This is a genomic window from Burkholderia sp. AU32262 (assembly GCF_020419985.1).
GTDB classification, from domain to species: domain Bacteria; phylum Pseudomonadota; class Gammaproteobacteria; order Burkholderiales; family Burkholderiaceae; genus Burkholderia; species Burkholderia semiarida.
In genome coordinates this window covers 85,117-106,660 of record NZ_JAIZRS010000024.1, presented here as the reverse complement: position 1 = coordinate 106,660, position 21,544 = coordinate 85,117, and the positions used below count along the sequence as shown (strand labels likewise).

Annotated in this window: 14 protein-coding genes, 2 tRNA genes and 3 pseudogenes; 8 read left to right on the top strand and 11 right to left on the bottom strand. The window is 64.3% G+C overall.

The window, feature by feature from the left end:
• Positions 1–34 precede the first annotated feature (34 nt).
• From LGN10_RS25770 to LGN10_RS25750, 5 genes and pseudogenes are all read right to left on the bottom strand, one after another.
• Positions 35–2,542, bottom strand: a pseudogene (locus LGN10_RS25770) (type VI secretion system Vgr family protein).
• A 499-nt stretch (positions 2,543–3,041) separates the two neighbouring features.
• Positions 3,042–3,407, bottom strand: a complete 366-nt coding sequence (locus LGN10_RS25765) for a hypothetical protein (protein ID WP_226225450.1) — start codon at positions 3,405–3,407, stop codon at positions 3,042–3,044.
• 47 nt (positions 3,408–3,454) lie between these two features.
• Positions 3,455–3,580, bottom strand: a pseudogene (locus tag LGN10_RS33840) (integrase core domain-containing protein); the annotation flags it as partial.
• Between the two features lie 46 nt (positions 3,581–3,626).
• Positions 3,627–4,550 (bottom strand): annotated as a pseudogene (locus tag LGN10_RS25755) (IS256 family transposase); the annotation flags it as partial.
• A 743-nt stretch (positions 4,551–5,293) separates the two neighbouring features.
• Positions 5,294–5,370 (bottom strand) — tRNA-Pro (locus LGN10_RS25750).
• Positions 5,371–5,531: 161 nt separating this feature from the next.
• Here LGN10_RS25750 and sixA point away from each other — a divergent pair.
• Both sixA and LGN10_RS25740 read left to right on the top strand, forming a co-directional pair.
• On the top strand, positions 5,532–5,993 hold the full coding sequence (gene sixA / locus LGN10_RS25745; protein WP_059644263.1) for a phosphohistidine phosphatase SixA: 462 nt from the start codon (positions 5,532–5,534) through the stop codon (positions 5,991–5,993).
• 170 nt (positions 5,994–6,163) lie between these two features.
• A complete protein-coding gene (locus LGN10_RS25740; protein WP_059644266.1) occupies positions 6,164–6,970 on the top strand; it encodes a GNAT family N-acetyltransferase in 807 nt (268 codons plus the stop codon).
• Between the two features lie 201 nt (positions 6,971–7,171).
• Here LGN10_RS25740 and LGN10_RS25735 read toward each other — a convergent pair whose 3' ends face one another.
• Positions 7,172–7,342, bottom strand: coding sequence for a hypothetical protein (locus tag LGN10_RS25735; RefSeq protein WP_167351607.1), 171 nt, complete (start codon positions 7,340–7,342; stop codon positions 7,172–7,174).
• 136 nt (positions 7,343–7,478) lie between these two features.
• On the opposite strand from LGN10_RS25735, the gene LGN10_RS25730 reads away from it, so the two are divergent.
• Positions 7,479–7,655 carry a hypothetical protein gene (locus tag LGN10_RS25730; protein WP_181035414.1) on the top strand — a complete coding sequence of 59 codons (177 nt, stop codon included), beginning with the start codon at positions 7,479–7,481 and terminating at the stop codon, positions 7,653–7,655.
• 19 nt (positions 7,656–7,674) lie between these two features.
• Here the strand turns inward: LGN10_RS25730 and LGN10_RS25725 are convergent, their stop codons facing one another.
• From LGN10_RS25725 to LGN10_RS25705, 5 genes are all read right to left on the bottom strand, one after another.
• Positions 7,675–9,054, bottom strand: coding sequence for an MATE family efflux transporter (locus LGN10_RS25725; RefSeq protein WP_226225448.1), 1,380 nt, complete (start codon positions 9,052–9,054; stop codon positions 7,675–7,677).
• Between the two features lie 10 nt (positions 9,055–9,064).
• Positions 9,065–9,388, bottom strand: a complete 324-nt coding sequence (locus tag LGN10_RS25720; RefSeq protein ID WP_226225446.1) for a DUF2288 domain-containing protein — start codon at positions 9,386–9,388, stop codon at positions 9,065–9,067.
• Positions 9,389–9,460: 72 nt separating this feature from the next.
• The gene (locus LGN10_RS25715; protein WP_124658928.1) at positions 9,461–11,080 is read right to left on the bottom strand and encodes an acyl-CoA synthetase; all 1,620 of its coding nucleotides are present in this window, start codon (positions 11,078–11,080) and stop codon (positions 9,461–9,463) included.
• Positions 11,081–11,448: 368 nt separating this feature from the next.
• Positions 11,449–12,150 carry a peptidoglycan DD-metalloendopeptidase family protein gene (locus LGN10_RS25710; protein ID WP_059573851.1) on the bottom strand — a complete coding sequence of 234 codons (702 nt, stop codon included), beginning with the start codon at positions 12,148–12,150 and terminating at the stop codon, positions 11,449–11,451.
• 133 nt (positions 12,151–12,283) lie between these two features.
• Complete coding sequence (locus LGN10_RS25705) at positions 12,284–13,195, bottom strand: aldose epimerase (RefSeq protein ID WP_226225444.1); 912 nt, start codon at positions 13,193–13,195, stop codon at positions 12,284–12,286.
• A gap of 479 nt (positions 13,196–13,674) precedes the next feature.
• On the opposite strand from LGN10_RS25705, the gene LGN10_RS25700 reads away from it, so the two are divergent.
• The 5 genes from LGN10_RS25700 to LGN10_RS25680 all read left to right on the top strand — a co-directional run bounded on the left by LGN10_RS25700 (position 13,675) and on the right by LGN10_RS25680 (position 21,523).
• Positions 13,675–14,505, top strand: coding sequence for an undecaprenyl-diphosphate phosphatase (locus LGN10_RS25700; RefSeq protein WP_059644280.1), 831 nt, complete (start codon positions 13,675–13,677; stop codon positions 14,503–14,505).
• Positions 14,506–14,696: 191 nt separating this feature from the next.
• A tRNA-Arg gene (locus LGN10_RS25695) sits at positions 14,697–14,773 on the top strand.
• A gap of 629 nt (positions 14,774–15,402) precedes the next feature.
• Positions 15,403–15,765 carry an aegerolysin family protein gene (locus LGN10_RS25690; protein WP_059574313.1) on the top strand — a complete coding sequence of 121 codons (363 nt, stop codon included), beginning with the start codon at positions 15,403–15,405 and terminating at the stop codon, positions 15,763–15,765.
• Between the two features lie 789 nt (positions 15,766–16,554).
• Positions 16,555–17,790: an ABC transporter substrate-binding protein gene (locus LGN10_RS25685; protein ID WP_226225442.1), complete on the top strand. Its 1,236-nt coding sequence runs from the start codon at positions 16,555–16,557 to the stop codon at positions 17,788–17,790.
• Positions 17,791–17,833: 43 nt separating this feature from the next.
• Positions 17,834–21,523: a response regulator gene (locus LGN10_RS25680; RefSeq protein WP_226225440.1), complete on the top strand. Its 3,690-nt coding sequence runs from the start codon at positions 17,834–17,836 to the stop codon at positions 21,521–21,523.
• Positions 21,524–21,544 lie beyond the last annotated feature (21 nt).

The window sequence follows — 21,544 nt, the reverse complement described above, 5'->3', positions numbered from 1 at the left end:
CTTTCGTGTTGCGACGGCGTGTTACGTTTCCGTGTCAGCCGGAGAAGAGCGAACCGCGTCCGCCGTCAGTCGAAACTGGCGTCGCCTTCAGCGGATCAAGCTTCATTCCGCTGCCACCACTCGGTTTATCCCAGCTCCCGCATTTTTCCAGAATCTGTCCGGTTGTCACGTTCTCGATCAGACCGCCCTTGATGCTGATGTACGAGCCGCCCGCGCCGATCCACACTTCCTTCGCGGCCGTCAGAATCAGCCGTCCGTCCGCACTTTCGATCTTCACGTCCTGCAGCCCCACCAGCGAGGCCGAGCCGCTTTGCGCCTGAATGTCTACCGGTCCCTTTGCCGCGAAAATCTTGATGCCGAGGTTTTGCGCGAACAGGCTGATCTTGTCGAGCACACTGACCAGTAACGCTTTACCGGCGGCCAAGTTGACGTTCTTGCCTGCAACGACGTTCGCGTGCTGGTTCGCCGTGACGTGTACCGATTGCTGCGTCGACGCGGCGATGCCTTCAGGACTCGACAGCAACATCACCGGCTTCGCAAAACCGTTCGCATTGCCCGTGCCGCCACCGGCAGTACGGCCGCCGCTGGCAGAACCGGCGACCGTGCGCTGCGTTGCGTCGGTGTACGACTTCAGCGCGGCCTGACCGTCCTGGAGGCTTTCGGCGCGGTTCGTTTCACTAGCCTTCGACACGGTCTCGAGCACGGCCTCCGCGCCGGCAAGCGGATCGGTGGCGGCCGTTACGTTCAGCGGCTGGGCGGTGGCTGGCTGCGTCGATACATAGAGCCCCTGCTCGGCGCGTACCGCGCCGTACGCGCCGGACTTCAGGTCGAATCCGTTGCCGAGGAACGAGCCACGCGTGTTATCGGATTGTTCGATCAGGTAACCCAAATGCAGGTGAGAACTGTAGCTCGACGAGTAAAGGTGGACCCGGTTCTGCCCGGTAGCGTCGTCCATGACGAGCTGGTTGAAACCGTCACCGCCGTATTCGCGAGAACGGAAGCCGGACAGCAGGCCGTGCGTGTGCCACACCGGCATCGTTGCGCCACCGTGCAGTCGCGAGATGATTACCGGCCGGTCGCAGTCGCCATTGACGAACCCGAGGAGCACCTGATCATCTTTACGTAACGGGAAGTAGCCGCCGCGCTTCGAACCTGCGTCCGGCATCGCTGCGCGAATCCACGACGTGGACTTCGTATTGCGATCCTTTCGACTGTTCGACGTCCGGACCCGCACACGATTGCCGTCGTCTGTGACGATTTCCTCGTCACTGTCAGTTACGACAATCGCCGTCTGCAAATGCATTTCCGGCTTCTCATGCTCGAAGGGGCTGCGGAACGGTGTCTTGCGACGTTGTGCTTCGATCTCGACGTGAAAAAATCCGATACCGCCATCGCGGTGGCTCACGGTTGTACCGGCTCCGGCCGCCTTAACCTGTTCGATCTCGCCGCGCAGGCTGCGCGGGAATCGCGTAAGCGCGTCTATGCCGGGCAAGTTATTTTGGATCAACCAGTCGCTCGCGATGATCGACAACTCGCGCTCCTCCTCAGGCAATGTATCGAAGAGGGGATGTCCCGACACCTTGAACCAGTAGCCGGGCAATGCATAGCGGGGACTGCCGATCGCGAAATAGCGTTTTGCTCGCGAAGCCCATTCCTCGGTGCGGATGCGGGCCTGTTGTTGTCCAGCATCAGATTCGGCCCACGTCTGTGAACCGGTATAGAGATACTCTTCGCCCTGACCAGGTAACTCTTCCAAGTCGGCCGCTGGCGTGCTCGCCTGTTTATCGAGGTCAGGTCGCTTATAGTCGGCGGTGCCGAGCGTCAGCGTCGCACTTTGGGCGTCCTGCTGTTCGCTCAACTGGGTAAGCCCGTCGAAATCCTCGTCGGCACCCGCGTGACTGAACTTCATCTCCGAATTCGGCAGCGACGGCCCGAAATACAGATCGTCCATCATGACGACCTTGTGCGACTTGCCGTCCTTCGCGAAATCGAAGCGCGGAAACACGCCGACTTCCTCCAGACTCCGGTGCACGAAATTCCAGTCGGTTTCCCACTGCACGCGGTGCGAATACGAGCGCATTGCCGTACGCAGTTCCTGTCCATAGTTGCCGGAAGCCTGCGGATGCTTGTCGAATACGTCGGTGAGAATCTGTCAGCCGCTGGCTTCCTGCCAATCGCGCCGATCGCTGCTGAGCTTGAGGAAGCTTAGCCACGAAGAGAACTGGAGTTGAAAATACGAAACGGTTCCATCATTTCCAAGGCGGCGAGCCCGCTGCACATAGCCATGGATCGGCAGATAGCCGCCATCGGTCTGCTGAATCCACAGCGTGACGGGTTGCAGCATCAGGGCGTTGAGCTTGATCTTGTCGCCCATGACGGATGAGGCATCAACGGTTACCTCGAAATTGCGCCCAAGCCGCGCGTTGATCTTGACGTACAGCGGCGTGAGCCAATCGTCGCCGAGTGGAGTGTCAAGTTTAACGATGCGATCGAATTGCGCGTAGCCGCCGCGCAGCACCTTCAGCAAGCTTTCCCCGGCCATGCAGTCACCCCGTTTTGTGCAGAACGCGCCCGATCGTAGCTAGACATCTAAACGCCGGAACTCCGTATGCACCTCAATAAAAACTACAAATAAATAACGAAAATATTTAATTTTGCTTTCAGGCTAGTTCCGCACGGCGGTCGCGGAACGTAGTTCGACAGCGCAAAAGATCATACCAAAGTAGATTGAGCACAATAAAGGAGCGGTGACGATTTTTGACGGTTTCCTCGATGTTATCTATAGTGGCCCCTTCAAACACAATCGACCGAGAAGGCGAATGGCGTGATTCGGGGAGCTCGGGCGCTGCAACGTGGAACTCGGGACCTAAATGAATTCGGGCAACCCGTGGACGTTGTTGAGAAGTTGGTGCTTCAGGTGACTTGGGAGATTCGAAGCTGTTCGACGCTGGTGGCCGACAGCTTCTGGGGCGCGATCACATTTTCGTCAGTATCGGCCAGTGTTTCTACTACGACGTAGGGGCAGTGGTTTCGCCCCACGTTCAGCTCGCTCTGACTAGTTTGCCGTCTACGAACTCATAGAAGTCTGGATTTCGTTGTGCTGCCAACTGCAACAACTCGTTCAGTATATTTTCAAGAGGAATTTGCTGATCTTTCTTCCCAACCTCATAGGCCTGAATTTCGGCGCTAGAGGGCGATGCTTCAAGCAATAGGATATAAAATTTCTCGAATTGCTCTTCGCGGCCTGCTGGGTCCGATCGTCCGGTAAATAACTGGAGGCGTGCGTGAGCGTTGTCAAACGTCGAGCGACGTGTCTTCGTATTGTCAGTTGCAGCACCCTTGTCGAAAAAGAAGAGCGCACCAAGCACGGCATAGGGAAATCGACGATGAAGCGTCATCGCTTCCATCAACATGTCGCCGCGTCGGTTAACGAGGCTTTGACCTGCCCCCGGTTTTAGTCCGAACTGCAGTTAGAGTCCGAGGTTAAAAACTGCTGCTTTGCATCGTGCGCCCGCGCGAACTGCGCAGGCGTCAGATAGCCGAGCGAACTATGAGGCCGCTCGGTGTTGTACTCGATACGCCGGACGTGTCAGGAATTTCGTGTGCTGAGGTCGGTTAAAAAATCCTCAGCTGATGGCGGCGGTGAATCGCTCGCCGAACAGAATGGCGAACTGATTGACGGCTTGCCGCCAGGTGATAGGCGGCATCTTCCAATCCTTTTCGATGTTGCGCAAGGCCAGATACAACAGTTTGCTGGCGGCTTCGTCGCTCGGGAAGTGGCCGCGGTTCTTGACGATCTTACGCAACTGCATGTGCATGCTCTCGATAGCGTTTGTCGTATATACGATTCGACGCACCTCGGGCGGATAGGCAAAGAAGGGAATCACCTGTTCCCATTGGCGCTGCCACATGGCCGCGACGGTCGGGAATTTGCGACCCCATTCGCTCTGCGCAAAGGCGTCGAGCGCCGCTGCCGCCGCCTCGGCCGTGGCGGCCTGATAGATCGGCTTGATCGCGGCAGCCAGCGGCTTGCGGTCCTTCCAGCTCGCCAGATTCGACGAATTGCGGATCAGATGCACGATGCAGGTCTGGATTTGGGCGGCCGGATAGACCGCCTCGATCGCTTCGGGAAAGCCGCGCAAACCGTCGACCACCGCGATCAGGATGTCGTGCAAACCGCGGTTCTTCAGCTCGTTGAAGACCTTCAGCCAGAACTTGGCGCCTTCGGTTTGCTCGATCCACAAACCCAGCACTTCCTTGCGACCGTCGGCGCGGATGCCCAGCGCCAGATAGACCGCCTTGTTCTTGACCGTGCCCTCGTCGCGGATCTTCAGCCGCAGCGCATCAAAGTACACGATCGGATACATCGCTTCGAGCGGGCGTTGCTGCCATTGCTCGACGTCGGCCAGCACCTCGTCGGTAACCGTGGAAATCAGGTCGGGCGACACCTGCAACCCGTACAGCTCCAGCAGATGGCCCTGAATCTCGCGCACGCTCATGCCGCGCGCATACATGCTGATCACGTGTGACCTGCCCCCGGTAAGAACGCGAATCGGAAGGGGTCAGCGTATTTCTTCAACCCAACCGCGGGCAACACTGTCTGCACAAAAGGGGTTCGATCATGGCGTATATCCCGCCCTCTTGGGAGGCGTACGAACGTCTCCAACATAAGCTTTCTTCCACCAACTGCACAGCTCAGGCGGCAGCGCTTGAAGAAGCGCTCAGCGTAATTTTGCAACCCGACTTTGTGCCGGGGTCCGTCGACGAAGCCGAGTTTTTGCGCGTAGCTGCGTCCGCTGCACGCCAAGACCGGCACCGTGCGGCACTTCTTCGTCGTGCGCATGCGGTAGCAGCGGGGCCCTGTTTGCCCAATACCAGTGACGACAAACCGGAATCCGGTTCCGGAGCTTCATCATTGGACGATGCGGTTCATGCTCGCAAGGAGCTTGCGCGTCTTGCTGCGATGTTGCGCGAACCGGACTGGGAACTCCTCACTGGTGGGGCTGCAGGCGTTTCATATGGGGAGTTGGCGCGCGAGCATGCATCTTCCGCAGCCGCGCTGCGTTCTCGTGTGTGTCGGTTGCGCGACGCGCTCACAGGCAGATCCGTCGTCAAATAGAATGATCGCGAACGTCGGCGGAGCGCAGTCTAGAAGGCGCAAGCTTCGTTAGAGTTCGGACCAAACCGTTGATGTCCGGCCGTGTTCGGGGTGTTTTCCGGTAACACGGCGGTAACGGCGGGGCGAAAATAGAAAGGGGTTACAGACCAAAAGTCCATAACCCCTTGATTCCTTTGGTCGGAGCGAAAGGATTCGAACCTTCGACCCTCTGATCCCAAATCAGATGCGCTACCAGGCTGCGCTACGCTCCGACGAGCCAGAGATAATAACGTTGAACGACCGATTCGGTCAATCACGATATGCGGGTAAATGCCGCGGCGGCGAATCTGCCACGATTTGCGACAATTCCCTTGATGATCGGCCGCCCCGCAGGCATTCGCGTGCGGCCGCCTGCCGACGCAAGGAGAACATCATGATGAACCTGATCCTGTGGCGCCACGCCGAAGCCGAAGACTACGCGACGAGCGATCTCGCGCGCCAGTTGACCGTGCGCGGCCGCAAGGACGCGCAGGCGATGGCCAAATGGCTGCGCGGCCGCCTCGAGACGAATACCGTGATTCTCGCGAGCCCGGCGGCGCGCACCGTGCAGACCGTCGAGGCGCTGACTGACCAGTACCGGACCGTCGACGCGCTCGCGCCGGGCGGCAGCGTCGACGACGTGCTCACGGCGGCCGGCTGGCCGGAAGGCATCGCGCCGACGGTCGTGATCGTCGGCCACCAGCCGACGCTCGGCAGCGTCGCCGCGCAGCTCGTCGCCGGCGGCGACGACGGCTGGAGCGTCAGGAAGGGCGGAATCGTGTGGCTGGCGAGCCGCACGCGCGACGGCAGCCCGCAGGCCGTGCTGCGGGCGGTACTGACGCCCGAACTGGTGTAAAGCCCGACTGAGCAGGTTTGAAGGGATTGGTCATACGGTTTTGCAAGCTTTCTGCTAAAGTCAATTCGGCGACACGTCATTGAAAGGACACGGTCGTGCCACATAACGGTCACGGCCGGTTACTACATTGGCGGGCATGTCGTCCTATTCCTTACGATCAGGAAAGCCTAATGCGAGAACTGCCGACGCCTACGCTCCCTTTTGCCTCGCTGCCCCTCGACACGTCGCGGCGCCATCTGCCGCGCGCCAGTGAAACCGTCACATCGGAGTATCGCCTGCGCGCCGCATGGGCGCGTACGGAAGACGAATTGCGCGAAGCCCAGCGCCTTCGCTACAGCGTGTTCGCCGAAGAGATGGGCGCGCAGGTCAGCGGCCCGTCCGGTCTCGACGTCGATCCGTTCGACGCGTATTGCGATCATCTGCTGGTCCGCGATCTCGACACGCTGAAAGTCGTCGGCACGTACCGCGTGCTGCCGCCGCACCAGGCGGCGCGTGTCGGCCGTTTGTACGCGGAAGGCGAATTCGACCTGTCGCGCCTTACGCATCTGCGCGGCAAGATGGTCGAGGTCGGTCGCTCGTGCGTGCACACCGACTACCGGAGCGGCGCCGTCATCATGGCGCTGTGGGGCGGCCTAGGCGCATACATGATGCAGAACGGCTACGAAACGATGCTCGGCTGCGCGAGCGTGTCGATGGCCGATGGCGGCCACTATGCGGCGAACCTGTACCAGTCGCTGTCGGCAGGCGCGCTGACGGCACCCGAGTATCGCGCGTTCCCGCACACGGCGTTGCCGGTCGACGAACTGCAGACGGGCACCGTCGTCGCGCCGCCGCCGCTGATCAAGGGTTATCTGCGTCTCGGCGCGAAGATCTGCGGCGCCCCGGCCTGGGATCCCGACTTCAACTGCGCGGATTTCCTGACGCTGTTCCGTCTGTCGGACATCAACGCGCGCTACGCCCGCCACTTCCTGGGCTGAACGGTCCGAATCGCGTCGCGCCGGTCAGGTGCGGCGCACGCAAGCGAACGCCGTCGCACGCTAGCCGCGCGACGGCGTTCGTGTGTCCGGTCCATGCATGCATGTCCGGCCCCGATAATTTCGGCGGCACGCAGCGATCACCGTGCCGCAGAGCGGCACGTTCGCGACGACCCGAGGCGGGACCGGCCGGCAGCGGCGCGCTCAGTGCTTGCGCCGCCAGTCGAGCAGGTGGTGTTCCGTCATCCAGTGGTGGATCATCCCTTCGCCTCCGTGGCTGCGCTTGTATTCGCGCGATTCGAAGTACGACAGGGCGACCAGCACCATCAGACCGATGATCAGGCCGATCAGGCCCGCAATTTCCTCAGACGACATGGCAGCCTCCTTTCGACGGCACAGCGCCATGCGTACATAGTAGGACAAGCGTGGCGCAACCCCGAAACCGGATTTCCGCTAGACTCGGCGCGGTTCCGGCGCGCGATGGGCGCGCCGTTTTCCGGAGCCCTCCCTGATGACCCGTTTCCTGCTGGCCGTGCTGGCCGCATCCCTCCTTGCCGCGTGCAGCAGCGATCCGCGCCAGGCGCGCCGTGGCCACCCGCCGGAAGACCCGGCCGACTATCACGGCGTCCCGACCGACATGACGCCGCCGTCGATGCTCGACGCGCCGTCACCGAAGCCGGTGCAGTAACGCTCGACCGGGCCCGCCGTTACGCGCGTGCCGCGGGCGCGACCGGCGGGTCGGCGCCAATGCGCCGCACCAGCGCCGGCAGGTGGCGCGCGAGCGTCGCACCGCGCGCCGCCATGAACAACAGTAGCGCGAACCACAGGCCGTGATTGCCGAACGGTCCGACGGCGGCGAGCGTGGCCACGATGAAGATCGACAAGGACACGACCATCGCGCGCATCAGCGATTGCGTCTGCGTGGCGCCGATGAACACGCCGTCAAGCAGGAAGCCCCAGACCGACACGATCGGCGAGATCGCGGCCCACGGCAGGTAGCGCAGCGCGACGGCGCGGATCTCGGCCTGATCGGTCAGGCGCGCGACGATCCAGCCGCCCGCCGCCCAGTAAACGAGCGCGAACAGCAGCGCGCCGAGTGCCGACCAGAACAGTGTGACGCGTACGGCTTGCCGAAATGCGCGGCGGTCGCGCGCGCCGGCCGCCGCGCCGACGAGCGCCTCGGCCGCATGCGCGAAGCCGTCGAGGCCATACGCCATGAACGTCTGGAAATTCAGCAGCAACGCGTTCGCGGCGAGCGTCGCGTCGCCCTGTTTTGCGCCGAGATGCGCGAACCACCCGAAGGCGCCGAGCAGGCACAGCGTGCGCAGGAAGATGTCGCGGTTGAGCGCGATCAGCCGCTTGAGCGCGACGCGGTCGGCAAGCGCGCGCATCGCGAGCGGCGCAAGGCCGCTCGGCCGCAGCCGCCACAGCATCCACGCGCCGAGCGCGAAGCCGCATGCGTCCGCGGTGGCGGTCGCGGCGCCGATGCCGGCGATACCCCAGCCGAAGCCGTACACGTAGAGCAGCACGGCGCCGATGTTCACCGCGTTGATGAACACCTGCGCGACGAGCGCGAGCCGCACGCGCTGCACGCCGAGCAGGTAGCCGAGCACCACGTAGTTCGCGAGCGCGAACGGCGCGCTCCAGATCCGCGCGTGGCTGTATGCGAGCGCTGTCATGCGGACGGCATCGCTGCCGCCGAACGCGGACAGCGCGAACGACAGCAGCGGCATCTGCAGCGCCAGCACCGCGGCGCCGAGCGCGAACGCGACAATCAGCGCGCGCAGCAGGTTCAGGCGGATCCCGGCGGCGTCACCGGCGCCATGCGCCTGCGCGACGAGGCCGGTCGTCCCCATCCGCAGGAAGCCGAAGCCCCAGAACACGAAATTGAAGAAGAGCCCGCCGAGCGCGACGCCGCCGAGATACTGCGCGCCGTCGAGGTGGCCGGCGACGGCCGTGTCGACGGCGCCGAGGATCGGCTGGGTCAGGTTCGCGACGACGATCGGGAACGCGAGCGCGAGGACGCGCCGATGCGTGACGGCGGCCGACGCGCTGCCGGCCCCGTGCGGTACCGCGGATCCGGACATGGCGGACGCGTCAGGCGCGTTCCTGCACGCACACCCACGGCGAGACGACGACCGCCCACAGCTCCGGATTGCGCGCGGCGTAGTCGGCAGCCGTTTCGGCCGGCATGCGCGCGACGAGGCCGGACGACAGCCAGCGCGTGACCTGTTCGGCATCGTCGTTGGCGACTGCTTCGGCGACGCTCACGAGATCGAGGTCGCACGCGATCGACAGCAGCTTGCCCTGCGCGAAGAAGCGTTCGAGATCGCACCAGTCGATCTTGGCGGTTTCGCCGAGGAGTTTGGCGTAGAGCGGGCTGTGCGACGCGCCCGCGGCGGGGTGTTGATCAGAGGACATCGGTTTCTTGGAAAGACTGCGTGGCGCCACTATAAACCATCCGGTCGGGAGGGCCGAGCGCGGGCGGGCGGCTCATGCGTCGCGTAGCGCGCGGCGCACGATCTTGCCGGTCGCGGTCATCGGCAGGCTGTCGACGAACGCGATCGCGCGCGGATACTCGTGCGCGGCGAGCCGCGTGCGCACATGTGCCTGCAGCGCGCTCACGAGGGCGTCGTCGCCGACGTGGCCGGGGTTCAGCACGACGAACGCCTTGACGATCTCGGTACGCGTCGCGTCGGGCACGCCGACGACGGCCGCCATCCGCACCGCCGGATGCGTGAGCAGGCAGTCCTCGATCGGACCCGGGCCGATCCGGTAACCGGCGCTCGTGATCACGTCGTCGTCGCGGCCGACGAAGCGCACGAACCCGTCGGCGTCGATGGTGCCCGTATCGCCGGTGAGCAGGTAGTCGCCCGCGAACTTGTCGCGCGTCGCGGCGGGGTTGCGCCAGTATTCGAGAAACATCACCGGGTCGGGGCGGCGCACCGCGATGCGGCCCTCGACGCCCGGCGGCAGCGGCGTGCCGTCCGCATCGACGATCGCGACCGTGTGACCGGGCACCGCCTTGCCGATCGCGCCGGGCTGCGCATCGAACAGCGCCGCGCACGACGACAGCACCATGTTGCACTCGGTTTGCCCGTAGAACTCGTTGATCGTCACGCCGAGCGCGTCGCGGCCCCACGCCGTCAGTTCGGTGCCGAGCGATTCGCCGCCGCTTGCGACCGATTTCAGCGACAGCGCGTAGCGTTCGCGCGGCGCCGCGACGGCACGCATCAGCTTCAGCGCGGTGGGCGGCAGGAACGCATGGGTGACACCGTGCCGCGCCATCAGCGCGAACGCGGCTTCGCCGTCGAATTTCTCGAAGCGACGTGCGAGCACCGGCACGCCGTGATGCCATGACGGCAGCAGCACGTCGAGCAGCCCGCCGATCCATGCCCAGTCGGCGGGCGTCCAGAACAGGCGTGCGTCGCGCGGGAAGCACTGCTGCGACATCTCGACGCCCGGCAAGTGGCCGAGCAGCACGCGATGCGCGTGCAGCGCGCCTTTCGGTTTGCCGGTCGTGCCGGACGTGTAGATGATCACGGCCGGATCGTCGGCGGCCGTATCCGCCGGCACGAAATCCGGCGCTTCGGCGGCGAGCGCCGCGTCGTAGCGGAGCACGCCGGGCGTGTCGGGCGCGTCGTCGCCGATGCAGTAGACGGTATGCAGCGCCGGCAGCTGCGCGCGCAGCGGCGCGATCTTCGCGTAGCCGGCCGCGTCGGTGACGAGCGCGGCCGCCTCGCTGTTCGCGAGCCGGTACTCCAGTGCGTCGACGCCGAACAGCGTGAAGAGCGGTACCGCGATCGCGCCGAACTTGTACGCGGCGAGATGGGCGACGGCCGTTTCAGGGCCTTGCGCGAGGAAGATGCCGATCCGGTCGCCGCGCCGCAGGCCCGCGCGCGCAAAGCTGTTCGCGAGCCGATTAGAAGCATGCTTCAGTTCGTCGAACGTGAGGCGGGAAACGTCGCCTTGCGCCGTTTCGTGGATCAGCGCGATGCGTCCGCTGCCGTCGGCCCATTTGTCGCACACGTCCACGCCGATGTTGTAGCGCGCCGGAATGTCCCACCGGAAGCGGGAGAGGAGCAGGTCGTAGCGGTCGGCGGCGGGCAGCATCGCATGGTCTCCTGGGTGTCGAACGTGGCGCTGGGTGAACGGCTTACATCAGGATTTCACTCTGACGCATCAACAATGGTGTTTGCTGATAGGGAATGTTCGGACTCGTCCAATAGGCGGGGCTCAGTGCACGATTCCACAATGACGCATAAGATCAAGACAAAACAGTGGTGTGATCATGGATTTGCTTCTGATAGCTGCGGGGTTCAGCCTGATTGGAATCGGCGGGCTGGTGGCGTTTGCCCGCCACGTCGATCCGTTGTCCGGCCGTTTCACCGGACGTCTGCGCAAGCGCTGACTCGATTTTTTCCGTTTTATCCGTCACGACACGCGATGCGCGCCGGCATCGTGTGTCGTGTGTCGTGCGCTCAACGCGCCGGCAGGTAGCGTGACGGATCGATCGAGCGGCCGCCATAGCGCAGTTCGAAATGCAGCGCGACCCGATCGCTGTCGCTGTTGCCCATCTCCGCGATCGATTGCCCTTGCGTGACCGACTGGCCTTCCTTCACCAGCAGCGCGCGGTTGTGCGCGTAGGCCGTCAGGTAATCGGCGTTGTGCTTCAGGATGATCAGGTTGCCGTAGCCGCGCAGCCCGTTACCGGCGTAGACCACGACGCCCGGCGCGGCCGCCACCACCGGCGTGCCCGGCGAGTTCGCGATGTCGATGCCCTTCGATTTCGAGCCATCGAACGTGCGCACCACGTTGCCGGCCGCCGGCCAGATCAGCGCAATGCTCGTGGCCGGCTTCACCGCCGATTCGACCGGCGCGGACGGAGCCGGCCGCGCGCGACCCGCGCTGCCCGTGCCGGTGGTCGACGGCGTCGATGCGGTGGCCGAGCCGGGCGGCGGCGCGACGCGCAGCACCTGCCCGACTTCGATCGCATCGGGGTTCGTCATCTGGTTCCAGCGCACGATGTTCTGGACCGACGTGCGGTTCGCGCGCGCGATCTTGTACAGCGTGTCGCCACGCTCGACGCGATAGAACCCGGGGCCGACGGGTGCGGAGCCGCACGCGACGAGCAGGGCGGCGCAGGCGGCTGCGAAGAGTCGCTTCGTTGTTGTTCCGAACATTGAACCTCGCAAAACCCTGCCGCGCGTGACGCGGCAGGCAACACAAAACGTCCGATTTTAACGGGTTCGACCCGCACGCCGCAGTTTCGGCTGCGGGCGCGGCCGTAGCGGCCCCGGTCCGATGCGTGTCGAATCAGCCGGCGAACGGGATCACGCGGATCCGCAGCGTCGCCGTTTCCGTCGCGCCCGGCGCGAGCATGCGCAACCCGCGGCCGTTGTGGATCGCATCGGGCAGACCGAGCCACGGCTCGACGCAATAGAAGTCGGAATCCGGTTTTTCGGTCCACGTCGTGACCGCGTACCACGGGATCGAGCCCGGCAGGTCCAGCGCGATCTCGATCGTGCGGCGGCGGCCCGGCATCACGATGCGCACCGGCGTGGACGGTTCGCCGTCGAGGCAGTGGAAGCGGTCGAGGATGTCCGCATCGTCGAGACGGTAACGGGCGTCGCCCGGTTCGAGCGGGCTGATCGAGCCGTCGGCACGCTGGTGGCAACGGTGGGTGGGCGGCAATTCGAGGAGGGTATCGGCCCGCTCGCCGTGCGGCAGCGCAAAGTAGAAATGGTGGCCGGCGTAGTAAGGCAGCGGCGTGTCGCCGCGATTGGTCGTCGTCAGCGCGACGTCGAGCGTATGCGCGTCGGCCAGCCGGTAGGTCGTTTCGAAACGGAAATCGAACGGGTAGCTCGCGCGCAGCGCGTCGTTCGCGTCGAGCGTCATCGACAGCGCGGCGCCGTCGGCCGACGGGTGCGCATCGAACGGCAGGTCGCGCGCGAAACCGTGCATCGGCAGGTCGCGGACCACGCCGGCGGCATCGCGCCAGCGGCCGATTTCACCGTCGACGCGGTGGCGGCCGAGGAACGGGAACAGCAGCGGATTGCCGCCGCGCACGCGGGCGAGGTTGCTCCAGTCGGCGGTTTCCGGCCAGAAGATCACCGGTTCGCCATCGACGTGCCAGGACAGCAGGCGGCCGCCGAATTGTGGGGCGACCCGGACGAGCGACGGGCCGGCATGAAGTTCGTGAATGTCGTGTTGCTGGAAGATCGGCATGGCGAATCGGGTTGGGCGGGTGAGGGGAGCAACGTGCATTCCATTATCGGGCCGCGGGCGGTCCGGGAAAACCCTTCTCGGGAAATTGCGAGTTTTTAACGCTGTCAACCGTCGGGATAATGCCTCTAAACCGGTGATGTTGCCGGGTCATGACACTTCGTGGAGGGGGCCATGGATCTGGCAATGGCAATGGGAATCGCACTGTTCGGCATGTTTACCGGCAGCACCGTATTATTTTTCTATCAGCTCGGCCGCTGACGGCAATTTCTGCCGAAACCGACAGGCCCGCCATGCAAATGGCGGGCTTTTTGCTTTCTGAGTGCTTACAAATTGCAAGCGTTTGTGTGCATTGCCGCAATATCCTGCCAAATGCCTTGGCGCGGTAATCCTGGCTCGGCATAATCGGGGCGCGTTTTTCAGGACGCGCATCGCGTCGTCCGCCTTCCTTCCCGCTTAATCTTCACTGAAAGGACCGACGCGTGAGCCTCTGGTTTCTGGTATTCCTGAGCGTCCTGCAGGGCGTCACCGAACTCTTCCCCGTCAGCAGCCTCGGCCATACGCTGCTCGTGCCGGCGCTGTTCGGCATGCACATCGACAAGCATGCGCCGCAGCTGTTGCCATTCCTCGTCGCGCTCCACCTCGGTACCGCGTTGGCGCTGCTGTGGTACTTCCGCGCGCGGTGGATCGCGCTGATCGGCGGTTTCTTCGCGCAGCTCGGCGGTCGCAAGAACGACGACGGGCACCTGATGTGGGCGCTGATCATCGGCACGATCCCGACCGGCATCGTGGGGCTGCTGCTCGAGAAGCGCATCGAACGCGTGTTTCACGACCTGCGGATCGTTGCGATCGCGCTGATCGTCAACGGCGTGTTGCTGTGGCTCGGCGATCGCATCCAGCGTAGCCGCGCGCACCAGCCGCCCGAGAAGATGACGTTCAAGCAGGCGTTCTTCGTCGGGCTCGCGCAGATCGGCGCGCTGATTCCAGGCTTCTCGCGCAGCGGGCTGACGATGATCGCCGGCAACGCGGCCGGGCTGACGGCGGAGAAGGCGGCGGAATTCTCGTTCCTGCTCGGCACGCCGATCATCTTTGCCGCGGGCGTGCTCGAACTGCCGAAGCTGTTCCATGCGCGCGACCAGCTCGCCGATGCGCTGCTCGGCGGCGTGCTGACGGCGATCGCCGCGTACCTCAGCGTGCGGTTCCTGATGCGCTATTTCGAAGGGCGCGGCCGGCTCGCGTCGTTCGGCGTGTATTGCGTGATCGCCGGGGTGGTCTGCCTCGGCTGGTTCATGCTGCATCCGCAGCCGGTTTGACGCGGCGGGCGCCGGTATCGCGTGATCTGGTGCGATGATCGGGTATAATTTCGGGCTCGGCTTCGTGCCGGGCCCGTTTTGTTTCGGGGGTTTGAGTTGTCGTGGGGCAGTGGGCGGGGTTGCTGCTGCTTCGTTACTCAGAGCCCGATGCCGAATGCCGGTCCGTGTCCGGCCGTGTCTTTTCTCCCCGACCGCCCTTAGCTCAGTTGGATAGAGCAACGGCCTTCTAAGCCGTAGGTCACACGTTCGAATCGTGTAGGGCGGGCCAATGAAATCAGCGCGTTGGCTGATGGCTTTCAAATTTCCCATCGTCGTCTGTCGGTATCCTCTTGTAGGCAGCGTGTAGATGTTTGCAGTCAGTCCGGAACACAACAAATCCATGTGAGACCGGAAGTTTTCACTGACAAATGCTTATTTTGATGGCGCCGTACGCCGCAATGTCGAGCCGGTCGCACGACACCACCAAGACAGGGCCGCAGATTTCGTATCCACAGGGCGGGATTGTCACGAAAGTGGAGCTGGGCCAGCCACAAGCGCTTGCCAGTGCCCATTCACGGTTGGTCTCCCGCAGCGAACCGTTTGATACCTGAAGTGCCATGCTCTCAACGCGGCGCGGTGTCGTTGTCATGAAACCGTGGTGTTTCGTGCGATTTTTAAGGAAGCAATGCGGTTAATTTTGCGAATCAAATGCTGCTCGATTCTATTTTTGTGGTTTTTACGTTGTGATTTTTGATGTCACAATTGTTTGAATAATTTCTTAAACTATTCCATAAAATTCGACTGTCATAAGTATCAGCTTTCGGTGCCGATGTTCGCGTTCTATGTTTGAAATGCATTGCGGGGTATGCATTCAAAAACGGCTGCGATGCGTAATCACACTTTATTGTGGAGAACGAAATGTCCGCACGAAGCACTGTTGTGAAGCTGCAAAACAACTCGGGCAGCACGTTGTTTCTGGACTCGGCATCGATCAATCTGCTGCATGGCGAATGGGTCACGTACCCGCCGGAGAAGATCCCGAATGGACAAACGGGGGAATGGGAGAGCGATTCCGACGGCTTCATGACCGGAACCGAGGGGAAGCTTCAATATCAATTTGCCGACGGTGGCGGTATCGAAAACTTGCGGATCTACTGGGACAACCCGTATTACGGCGGAAACGGATACTCGATAACCGTGAGCGCTGCCGGTTACAAAGTCGGTTACGACGGAGGCTCAGGAGACAATGCGACGGTCACTTTCTACATCAAGCAGGCCTGACTTGGTGTGATCGGCTCGCGCCCATTCCGATGGGCGCGAATGACGGCCAGGAGTCTGTATCCCAGGAGTAGGCTGACGGAGTGCGGGGGAAGCCGATGATCAGTATTAAGCGGAGCGCGCGGCCTCTGAAACTTGACGCACGAGTTGAAGGATCACGGCTTGAGAGCGGGAGATTGCATCGGAAACCGATGTCATATCCAAGGTAGATGAACTCCATTGCTACCGTCGTGCCGGAAATCATCCCATCGGTCGATAGACACCGCACGGACGAATCGCATCAGCCTCGTCCATTTGTTTTGCATTCCTTTGCTTATTCCAACTGGACCGAATCGCGGCAGTCAACCCGAAACGCTGGCGCGTATTCATCCATCGTCACGGGCACGGCACAGCGCACTAGTTGTCGAGGACATCGACATCGAAGTGCGCGCCCCCGAAATCCGCTTGCCGCTCGGGCGGTCCGGACACGACAAGGCCACGACGTTCACGATGCTCGCAACGAGCGAGATGATCGCCGCGCCGTGCCCTGGCGCATCGATTTCCGCAACAAATCACCGCACTGACGACTGTATCGAAATGCTGGAAGGCGATCCCGCCCGACCGCGTCCACCCGCATTCCGTCGCCCCAGCGAAACGATTCTCGACAAACGGCGTCGATCCGCTCCTCCGGCTTGCAGTCGCAAGGGATGCCACCTATATATATGACTAATTGACTCGTACCACGGCAGCGGTGGGGCATGCGGCGGGGCGCACCATCGAATCAGAACAACCGGTGCCGAACGGGAGCCCAACATGGACGAGGGTGTGTCAGTCGCATGGATGTGTTCCGGCATCTGGTTCTCGAACGTACTGCACGCGCTCGCGCGTCCCGGCGGCCGGCGCGTGCTGGTGCTGTTCGCGTGCTGTACCGCACTGAGCGGCCAGGGCGCGGGCTTTGCATCGGAACCCGGCGTGACCGACGACACGATCCGCCTGGGCATGGTCAACGCGCAGTCGGGCAATTCCGCCGGCCTCGGGCGCGGGCTGTTGATCGGTGCGCAAGCCGTATTCGACGACGCGAACGCTCACGGCGGCGTGCACGGGCGGAAAATCGATCTCGTCGTCGCCGACGACCGCTACGAACCCGACCGGACGGTGGACAACACGCTGGAAATGATCGAGCGGGGCAACGTCCTCGCGCTGTTCGGCTATGTCGGCACGCCGACAACCACCGCGGTGCTGCCGATGATCCGGGATGCCGGCATCCCGCTCGTCGGTACGTTCAGCGGCGCGATGGCGCTGCGCAGGCCGGTGATTCCGGAGGTCTTCAACATCCGGGCGAGCTATGACGACGAAACGCGCGCGCTGGTCGATCATTTGATCGTGCACGACCGCGCAAAGCGTTTCGCGGTGTTCTATCAGGACGACGGCTTCGGGCTCGCGGTGCTGGCCGGCACGCAACTCGCACTGCGCCGCCATGGCCTCGACGTCGTCGCCACCGGCACGTTTCGCCGCGGCACGACGGCGGTCGACACGGGGCTCGCTGCCGTACTCGACGCGCGGCCCGACGTCGTCGTCATGGTCGGCCCGTATACGCCGGTCGCCGCATTCATTCGCGCGGCGCACCGCGAAGGCTTCGCGGCCCGTCTCGCGGCGGTGTCGTTCGTCGGCACCGACGACCTGTTGCGCCTGATCGGCGACGAAGCGAACGGCACGGTGATCTCGCAGGTCGTGCCGCTGCCGCAGAGCGAGCGCCCCGTGATCCGGGACTGTGCACGGCTGATCGCGCGGCGCTTTCCGGACGAGCACATCGGCGTGGTGCACATCGAGGGTTGTCTCGACGCGAAGGTCGCGCTGATCGGGCTGGAACGCGCGGGGCCGGCACCCACCCGGGCGACGCTGAAGCAGGCGCTCGAGTCGATCCGGCATCTCGATCTCGGCGGTCTGGTGGCCAATCTGAGCACCGACGATCACCAGGCGCTGAACGACGTGTTCCTCACCGAAATCGCGCACGGCCGCGTCGCGCCGCTCGTCGTGCCGGCGCAATGAGCGGACGGATGGCCGCCGAGCCATTCCGATCCTGGAGGGCTGCATGGACATCAAGGCGAAACTCGTCACCAGCACCAGCCTGATGCTGCTGGGGGCGGTGGCGATTTCGGTGACCAGCCTGATCGCGGTGCACGGCATCGCGTCCGGCGTGCGCACGCTGACGACGGAATCGCTGCCGCTGCAGATGCGCAGCAACGAACTCCAGCGCGCCTATGCGGAACTTGCGGTGGAGTTCGGCCGGCTCCAGCACGCGCAGGATGCGTCGGAGCGACAGCAGTCGTCGTCGGAGATCGAAACGCAATTGCAGCGGATTGCCGGCATCACGGCCGCCGTGCGCGCGATCGACGGGCATGGCATCGCCGAACCGTCCACCGACCTGCGGACGATGTTCCGTTCGATGAACGAAGGGATCGACAAGCGCCTGCGCGGCGATGCGCAGCTCGTCGCCGAGCGCCGGCTGATCGAACGCCTGCAGGCACGGGGCGCCACGCTGCTGACCGAGATCGGCAAGGAAATCGAGCGGCTGGACGACGATGCCGATGCGGCGGTGAGCGGCGCGCTCGCGGCCAACACCGCCTACAACCGGACGATTCATGCACTGGATCAGGTCCGCACGAACGTCAAGGACATCATGACGATCGCCGGCCGCGTCGACGTCGCGCCGAACCGGTACCGGCTCGCGCCGCTGCGCGAGCGCATGCAGGCGTCGCTCGACGGCGCACGCAATGCGCTCGCGGTCGCGGCGCCGAACCTCGATGCCGCCACCGCACAGGGGGTGACGAGCGCGCTGGGGCGCGTGGCGGCCGACATCCTCGACGGTCAGGACGGCCTCGTCGCGCTGCGCGGCGCCCTGTTCGCCGAATCCTCCGTCGCGCCCCGCTACCGCGCGGAGGAGGACAGGGTGCTGCAGTCGCTCGATGCGCTGGACGCGAAGCTCGCGGAGATCGCGGACCCGTTCGCGTTGCAGATCGTCAAGGCGCGACGGCGCCTCGACGACGCGATCGAATTCCGGCGGCGAGCCGCGCGGGTTGCATCGCTGTCGGCGGTCGTGAGCGGCGGCATCAACGCATTGGCGTTCGACCTGCGCATGATCGCGCAAAGCGACAGCGCCGACCGTCTGAAGCGCGCCGACGACGAACTGCGCAAGAGTATCGGCGCGCTGACCGCATCCGCCGGCGCGCTGCGCGATGCGCTCGCCGCGGACGGCCCGGGCAACGCGAAGCGCGCCGAGGATGTCGTCGGGCTGACCACGGCGCTCGGTGGATCCGCGCGCCGCATCCTCGCCGTGAAGTCCGACATGCTGTCCAACGACGTGGCCATGCAGCGCATCGTCGCGGACGTCGACACGACGGCCAATCGCCTCGCGGCCTACACGGAGCAGGAAGCCGTGCGCGTCGATCTTCAGCAGCGCGGCATCGTATCGGACGTCTACCGGGCCGTGGCGACCGCGATCCTGATGATCGTGGGGGTATCGTTCCTGCTCGCGATCGGCGGGCTGGTGATCAGCCATCGGCTCGGCACGTCGATCTCGCGGCCGCTGTCGAACCTGACGCGCACGATGGCCCGCATTCGCAGCGGCAGCGACTTGTCGTTGCGCATGACGCACAAAGGCAGCGACGAAGTCGCCGTGCTGATTGCCGGCTTCAACATGATGCTCGACGAAATCGAGCGCCGCGACGTCGCGTTGCAGGCGGCGATCGCCACGGCCGAAGCCGCGAATTCGGCGAAATCGGAGTTTCTCGCGCGGATGAGTCACGAGATCCGCACGCCGATGAACGGCGTGCTCGGCATGACCGAACTGCTGCAGCGCACGCGGCTGACGTCGAAGCAGCGCAAGTTCGTCGACACCGTGTATCGATCGGGCCAGACGCTGCTCGTCCTCATCGACGACATTCTGGATTTCTCGAAGATCGAGGCGGGCAAGCTGACGCTGGAGCGCATCGATTTCAATCTGCATCAATTGCTCGACGATGTCGTCGCGCTGCTGGAGCCCAACGCGCAGCGCAAGGCGCTTGCGCTCGAGTTCCGGCGCGGCGACACCGTTCCGGAGTGGATGCGCGGCGACCCGGTGCGGTTGCGCCAGGTGCTCACGAACCTGCTGGGCAACGCGATCAAGTTCACCGAGCACGGGCACGTCGCGCTCGGCGCATCGTATTCGGACGACGGCCGCATCGTGTTCACGATCGCCGACAGCGGCATCGGCATCGCGCCCGAGGTGGCCGCGCAGTTGTTCCGGCCGTTCCAGCAGGCCGACAACTCGATCGCGCGCAAATACGGCGGAACCGGGCTCGGTCTGGTGATTTCCCGCCAGCTGGCCGAGATGATGGGCGGCGAGCTCACGCTCGAATCGACGCCCGGCAAGGGTTCGGTATTTACCGTGACGACCCGGTTCGAGCCGGCATCCGGCGAGGTCGGCGTAGCAGCCGATGCACGACCGTCGCTCGCGGGCCTGAAGGTGCTGATCGTGGACGACAGCGAGACCGATCGCAGCGTGCTGCTCGAACACGCGATCGAATGGCAGCTGTGCGTCGCCACGGCGATCGGCGGCGACGACGCACTGTCGCAGTTGCGCGCGGCGGTCGCCGACGGCGCGCCGTTCGATCTGGCGATCGTCGACGTGCGGATGCCGGGCATGGATGGCATCTCGCTCGTGCAGCACATCCGCCGCGATCCGTCGTTGCGTGCGCTCAGGATCATCACGCTGACCGCGTTCGAGATGATGGACAGCGTCCTGGTCGCGCACGAACTCGACATCGCCGCCCGGCTGACGAAGCCGCTTCGTGGCGCCGCTCTCCATACGGCCATCGCGTCGGCGATGCACGTGATGCCGCCGCGGCTGAATTCGCCGGAACCGCTATCTGACGACGCCGGCGCCGGCCCGGGCCGGCCGCTCGATGCGATTTCGGCGCGCGTGCTGCTGGTGGAGGACAACGTCGTGAATCAGCAGATCGCGCTCGCGATGCTGGAGGACACCGCCTATCAGGTGGCGGTGGCCGACGACGGCGAGCAGGCGCTGAATCGCCTGGCCGACGACGTATTCGACGTCGTGCTGATGGACTGCCAGATGCCGCGGCTCGACGGCTTCGAGGCGACGCGGCAGTTGCGCCGTCGCGAAGCCGAAGCCGGCGCGCCGCGCATGCCGGTCATCGCGTTGACGGCCAATGCGCTCAGCGGCGACCGCGAGCGCTGTCTGGCCGCCGGCATGGACGACTATCTCGGCAAGCCGTTTCGCCGCGATGCGTTGCTGCAGATGCTCGCGCGCCATGTCGGCGGCGCGGCGTGCGCGCCGGCTACCGGAACCGATGCGGCAACGACGGGCGGCGGCGTCGAAGCGAAGCCGGAAGCGACGGGGGGCGCCGCCATCGATCCGGATGACGAAGCAAGCGTGATCGACCATAAGGCGCTCGATGCGTTGCGCGCGCTGCAGCGGCCGGGCCGCCCGGATGTCCTGACGCGGATCATCGATCAATTCACGGCGGATGCGCCGCGGCTGATCCGCGACATGCAGGCGGCGGTCGAAGCGGGCGACGCCGATGCGCTGAAGCTGGCCGCTCATACGCTGAAATCGAGCAGCGCGAACGTCGGCGCGCACTTGCTGTCGGCGCGTTGCCGCGAGATCGAGCGGCTCGCGCGCGCCGCCGACGTGGACGCGGCGGTGGAACTGGTCGCCGGCACGGAAGCGGAATTCGGGCACGCGCATGCGGCGTTGATCGCGGAGCGCGTGGACGGTTGAAGGGACGCCGGCCGATCGCCA

Coding starts and splice junctions, on each gene's coding strand:
- LGN10_RS25725 (WP_226225448.1), bottom strand. CDS start 9,054: ATGTCCGGATCCGCGGTACCGCACGGGGCCGGCAGCGCGTCGGCCGCC.
- LGN10_RS25765 (WP_226225450.1), bottom strand. CDS start 3,407: ATGGAAGCGATGACGCTTCATCGTCGATTTCCCTATGCCGTGCTTGGT.
- LGN10_RS25705 (WP_226225444.1), bottom strand. CDS start 13,195: ATGCCGATCTTCCAGCAACACGACATTCACGAACTTCATGCCGGCCCG.
- sixA (WP_059644263.1), top strand. CDS start 5,532: ATGATGAACCTGATCCTGTGGCGCCACGCCGAAGCCGAAGACTACGCG.
- LGN10_RS25710 (WP_059573851.1), bottom strand. CDS start 12,150: ATGTTCGGAACAACAACGAAGCGACTCTTCGCAGCCGCCTGCGCCGCC.
- LGN10_RS25685 (WP_226225442.1), top strand. CDS start 16,555: ATGGACGAGGGTGTGTCAGTCGCATGGATGTGTTCCGGCATCTGGTTC.
- LGN10_RS25735 (WP_167351607.1), bottom strand. CDS start 7,342: ATGTCGTCTGAGGAAATTGCGGGCCTGATCGGCCTGATCATCGGTCTG.
- LGN10_RS25715 (WP_124658928.1), bottom strand. CDS start 11,080: ATGCTGCCCGCCGCCGACCGCTACGACCTGCTCCTCTCCCGCTTCCGG.
- LGN10_RS25680 (WP_226225440.1), top strand. CDS start 17,834: ATGGACATCAAGGCGAAACTCGTCACCAGCACCAGCCTGATGCTGCTG.
- LGN10_RS25720 (WP_226225446.1), bottom strand. CDS start 9,388: ATGTCCTCTGATCAACACCCCGCCGCGGGCGCGTCGCACAGCCCGCTC.
- LGN10_RS25730 (WP_181035414.1), top strand. CDS start 7,479: ATGACCCGTTTCCTGCTGGCCGTGCTGGCCGCATCCCTCCTTGCCGCG.
- LGN10_RS25740 (WP_059644266.1), top strand. CDS start 6,164: ATGCGAGAACTGCCGACGCCTACGCTCCCTTTTGCCTCGCTGCCCCTC.
- LGN10_RS25690 (WP_059574313.1), top strand. CDS start 15,403: ATGTCCGCACGAAGCACTGTTGTGAAGCTGCAAAACAACTCGGGCAGC.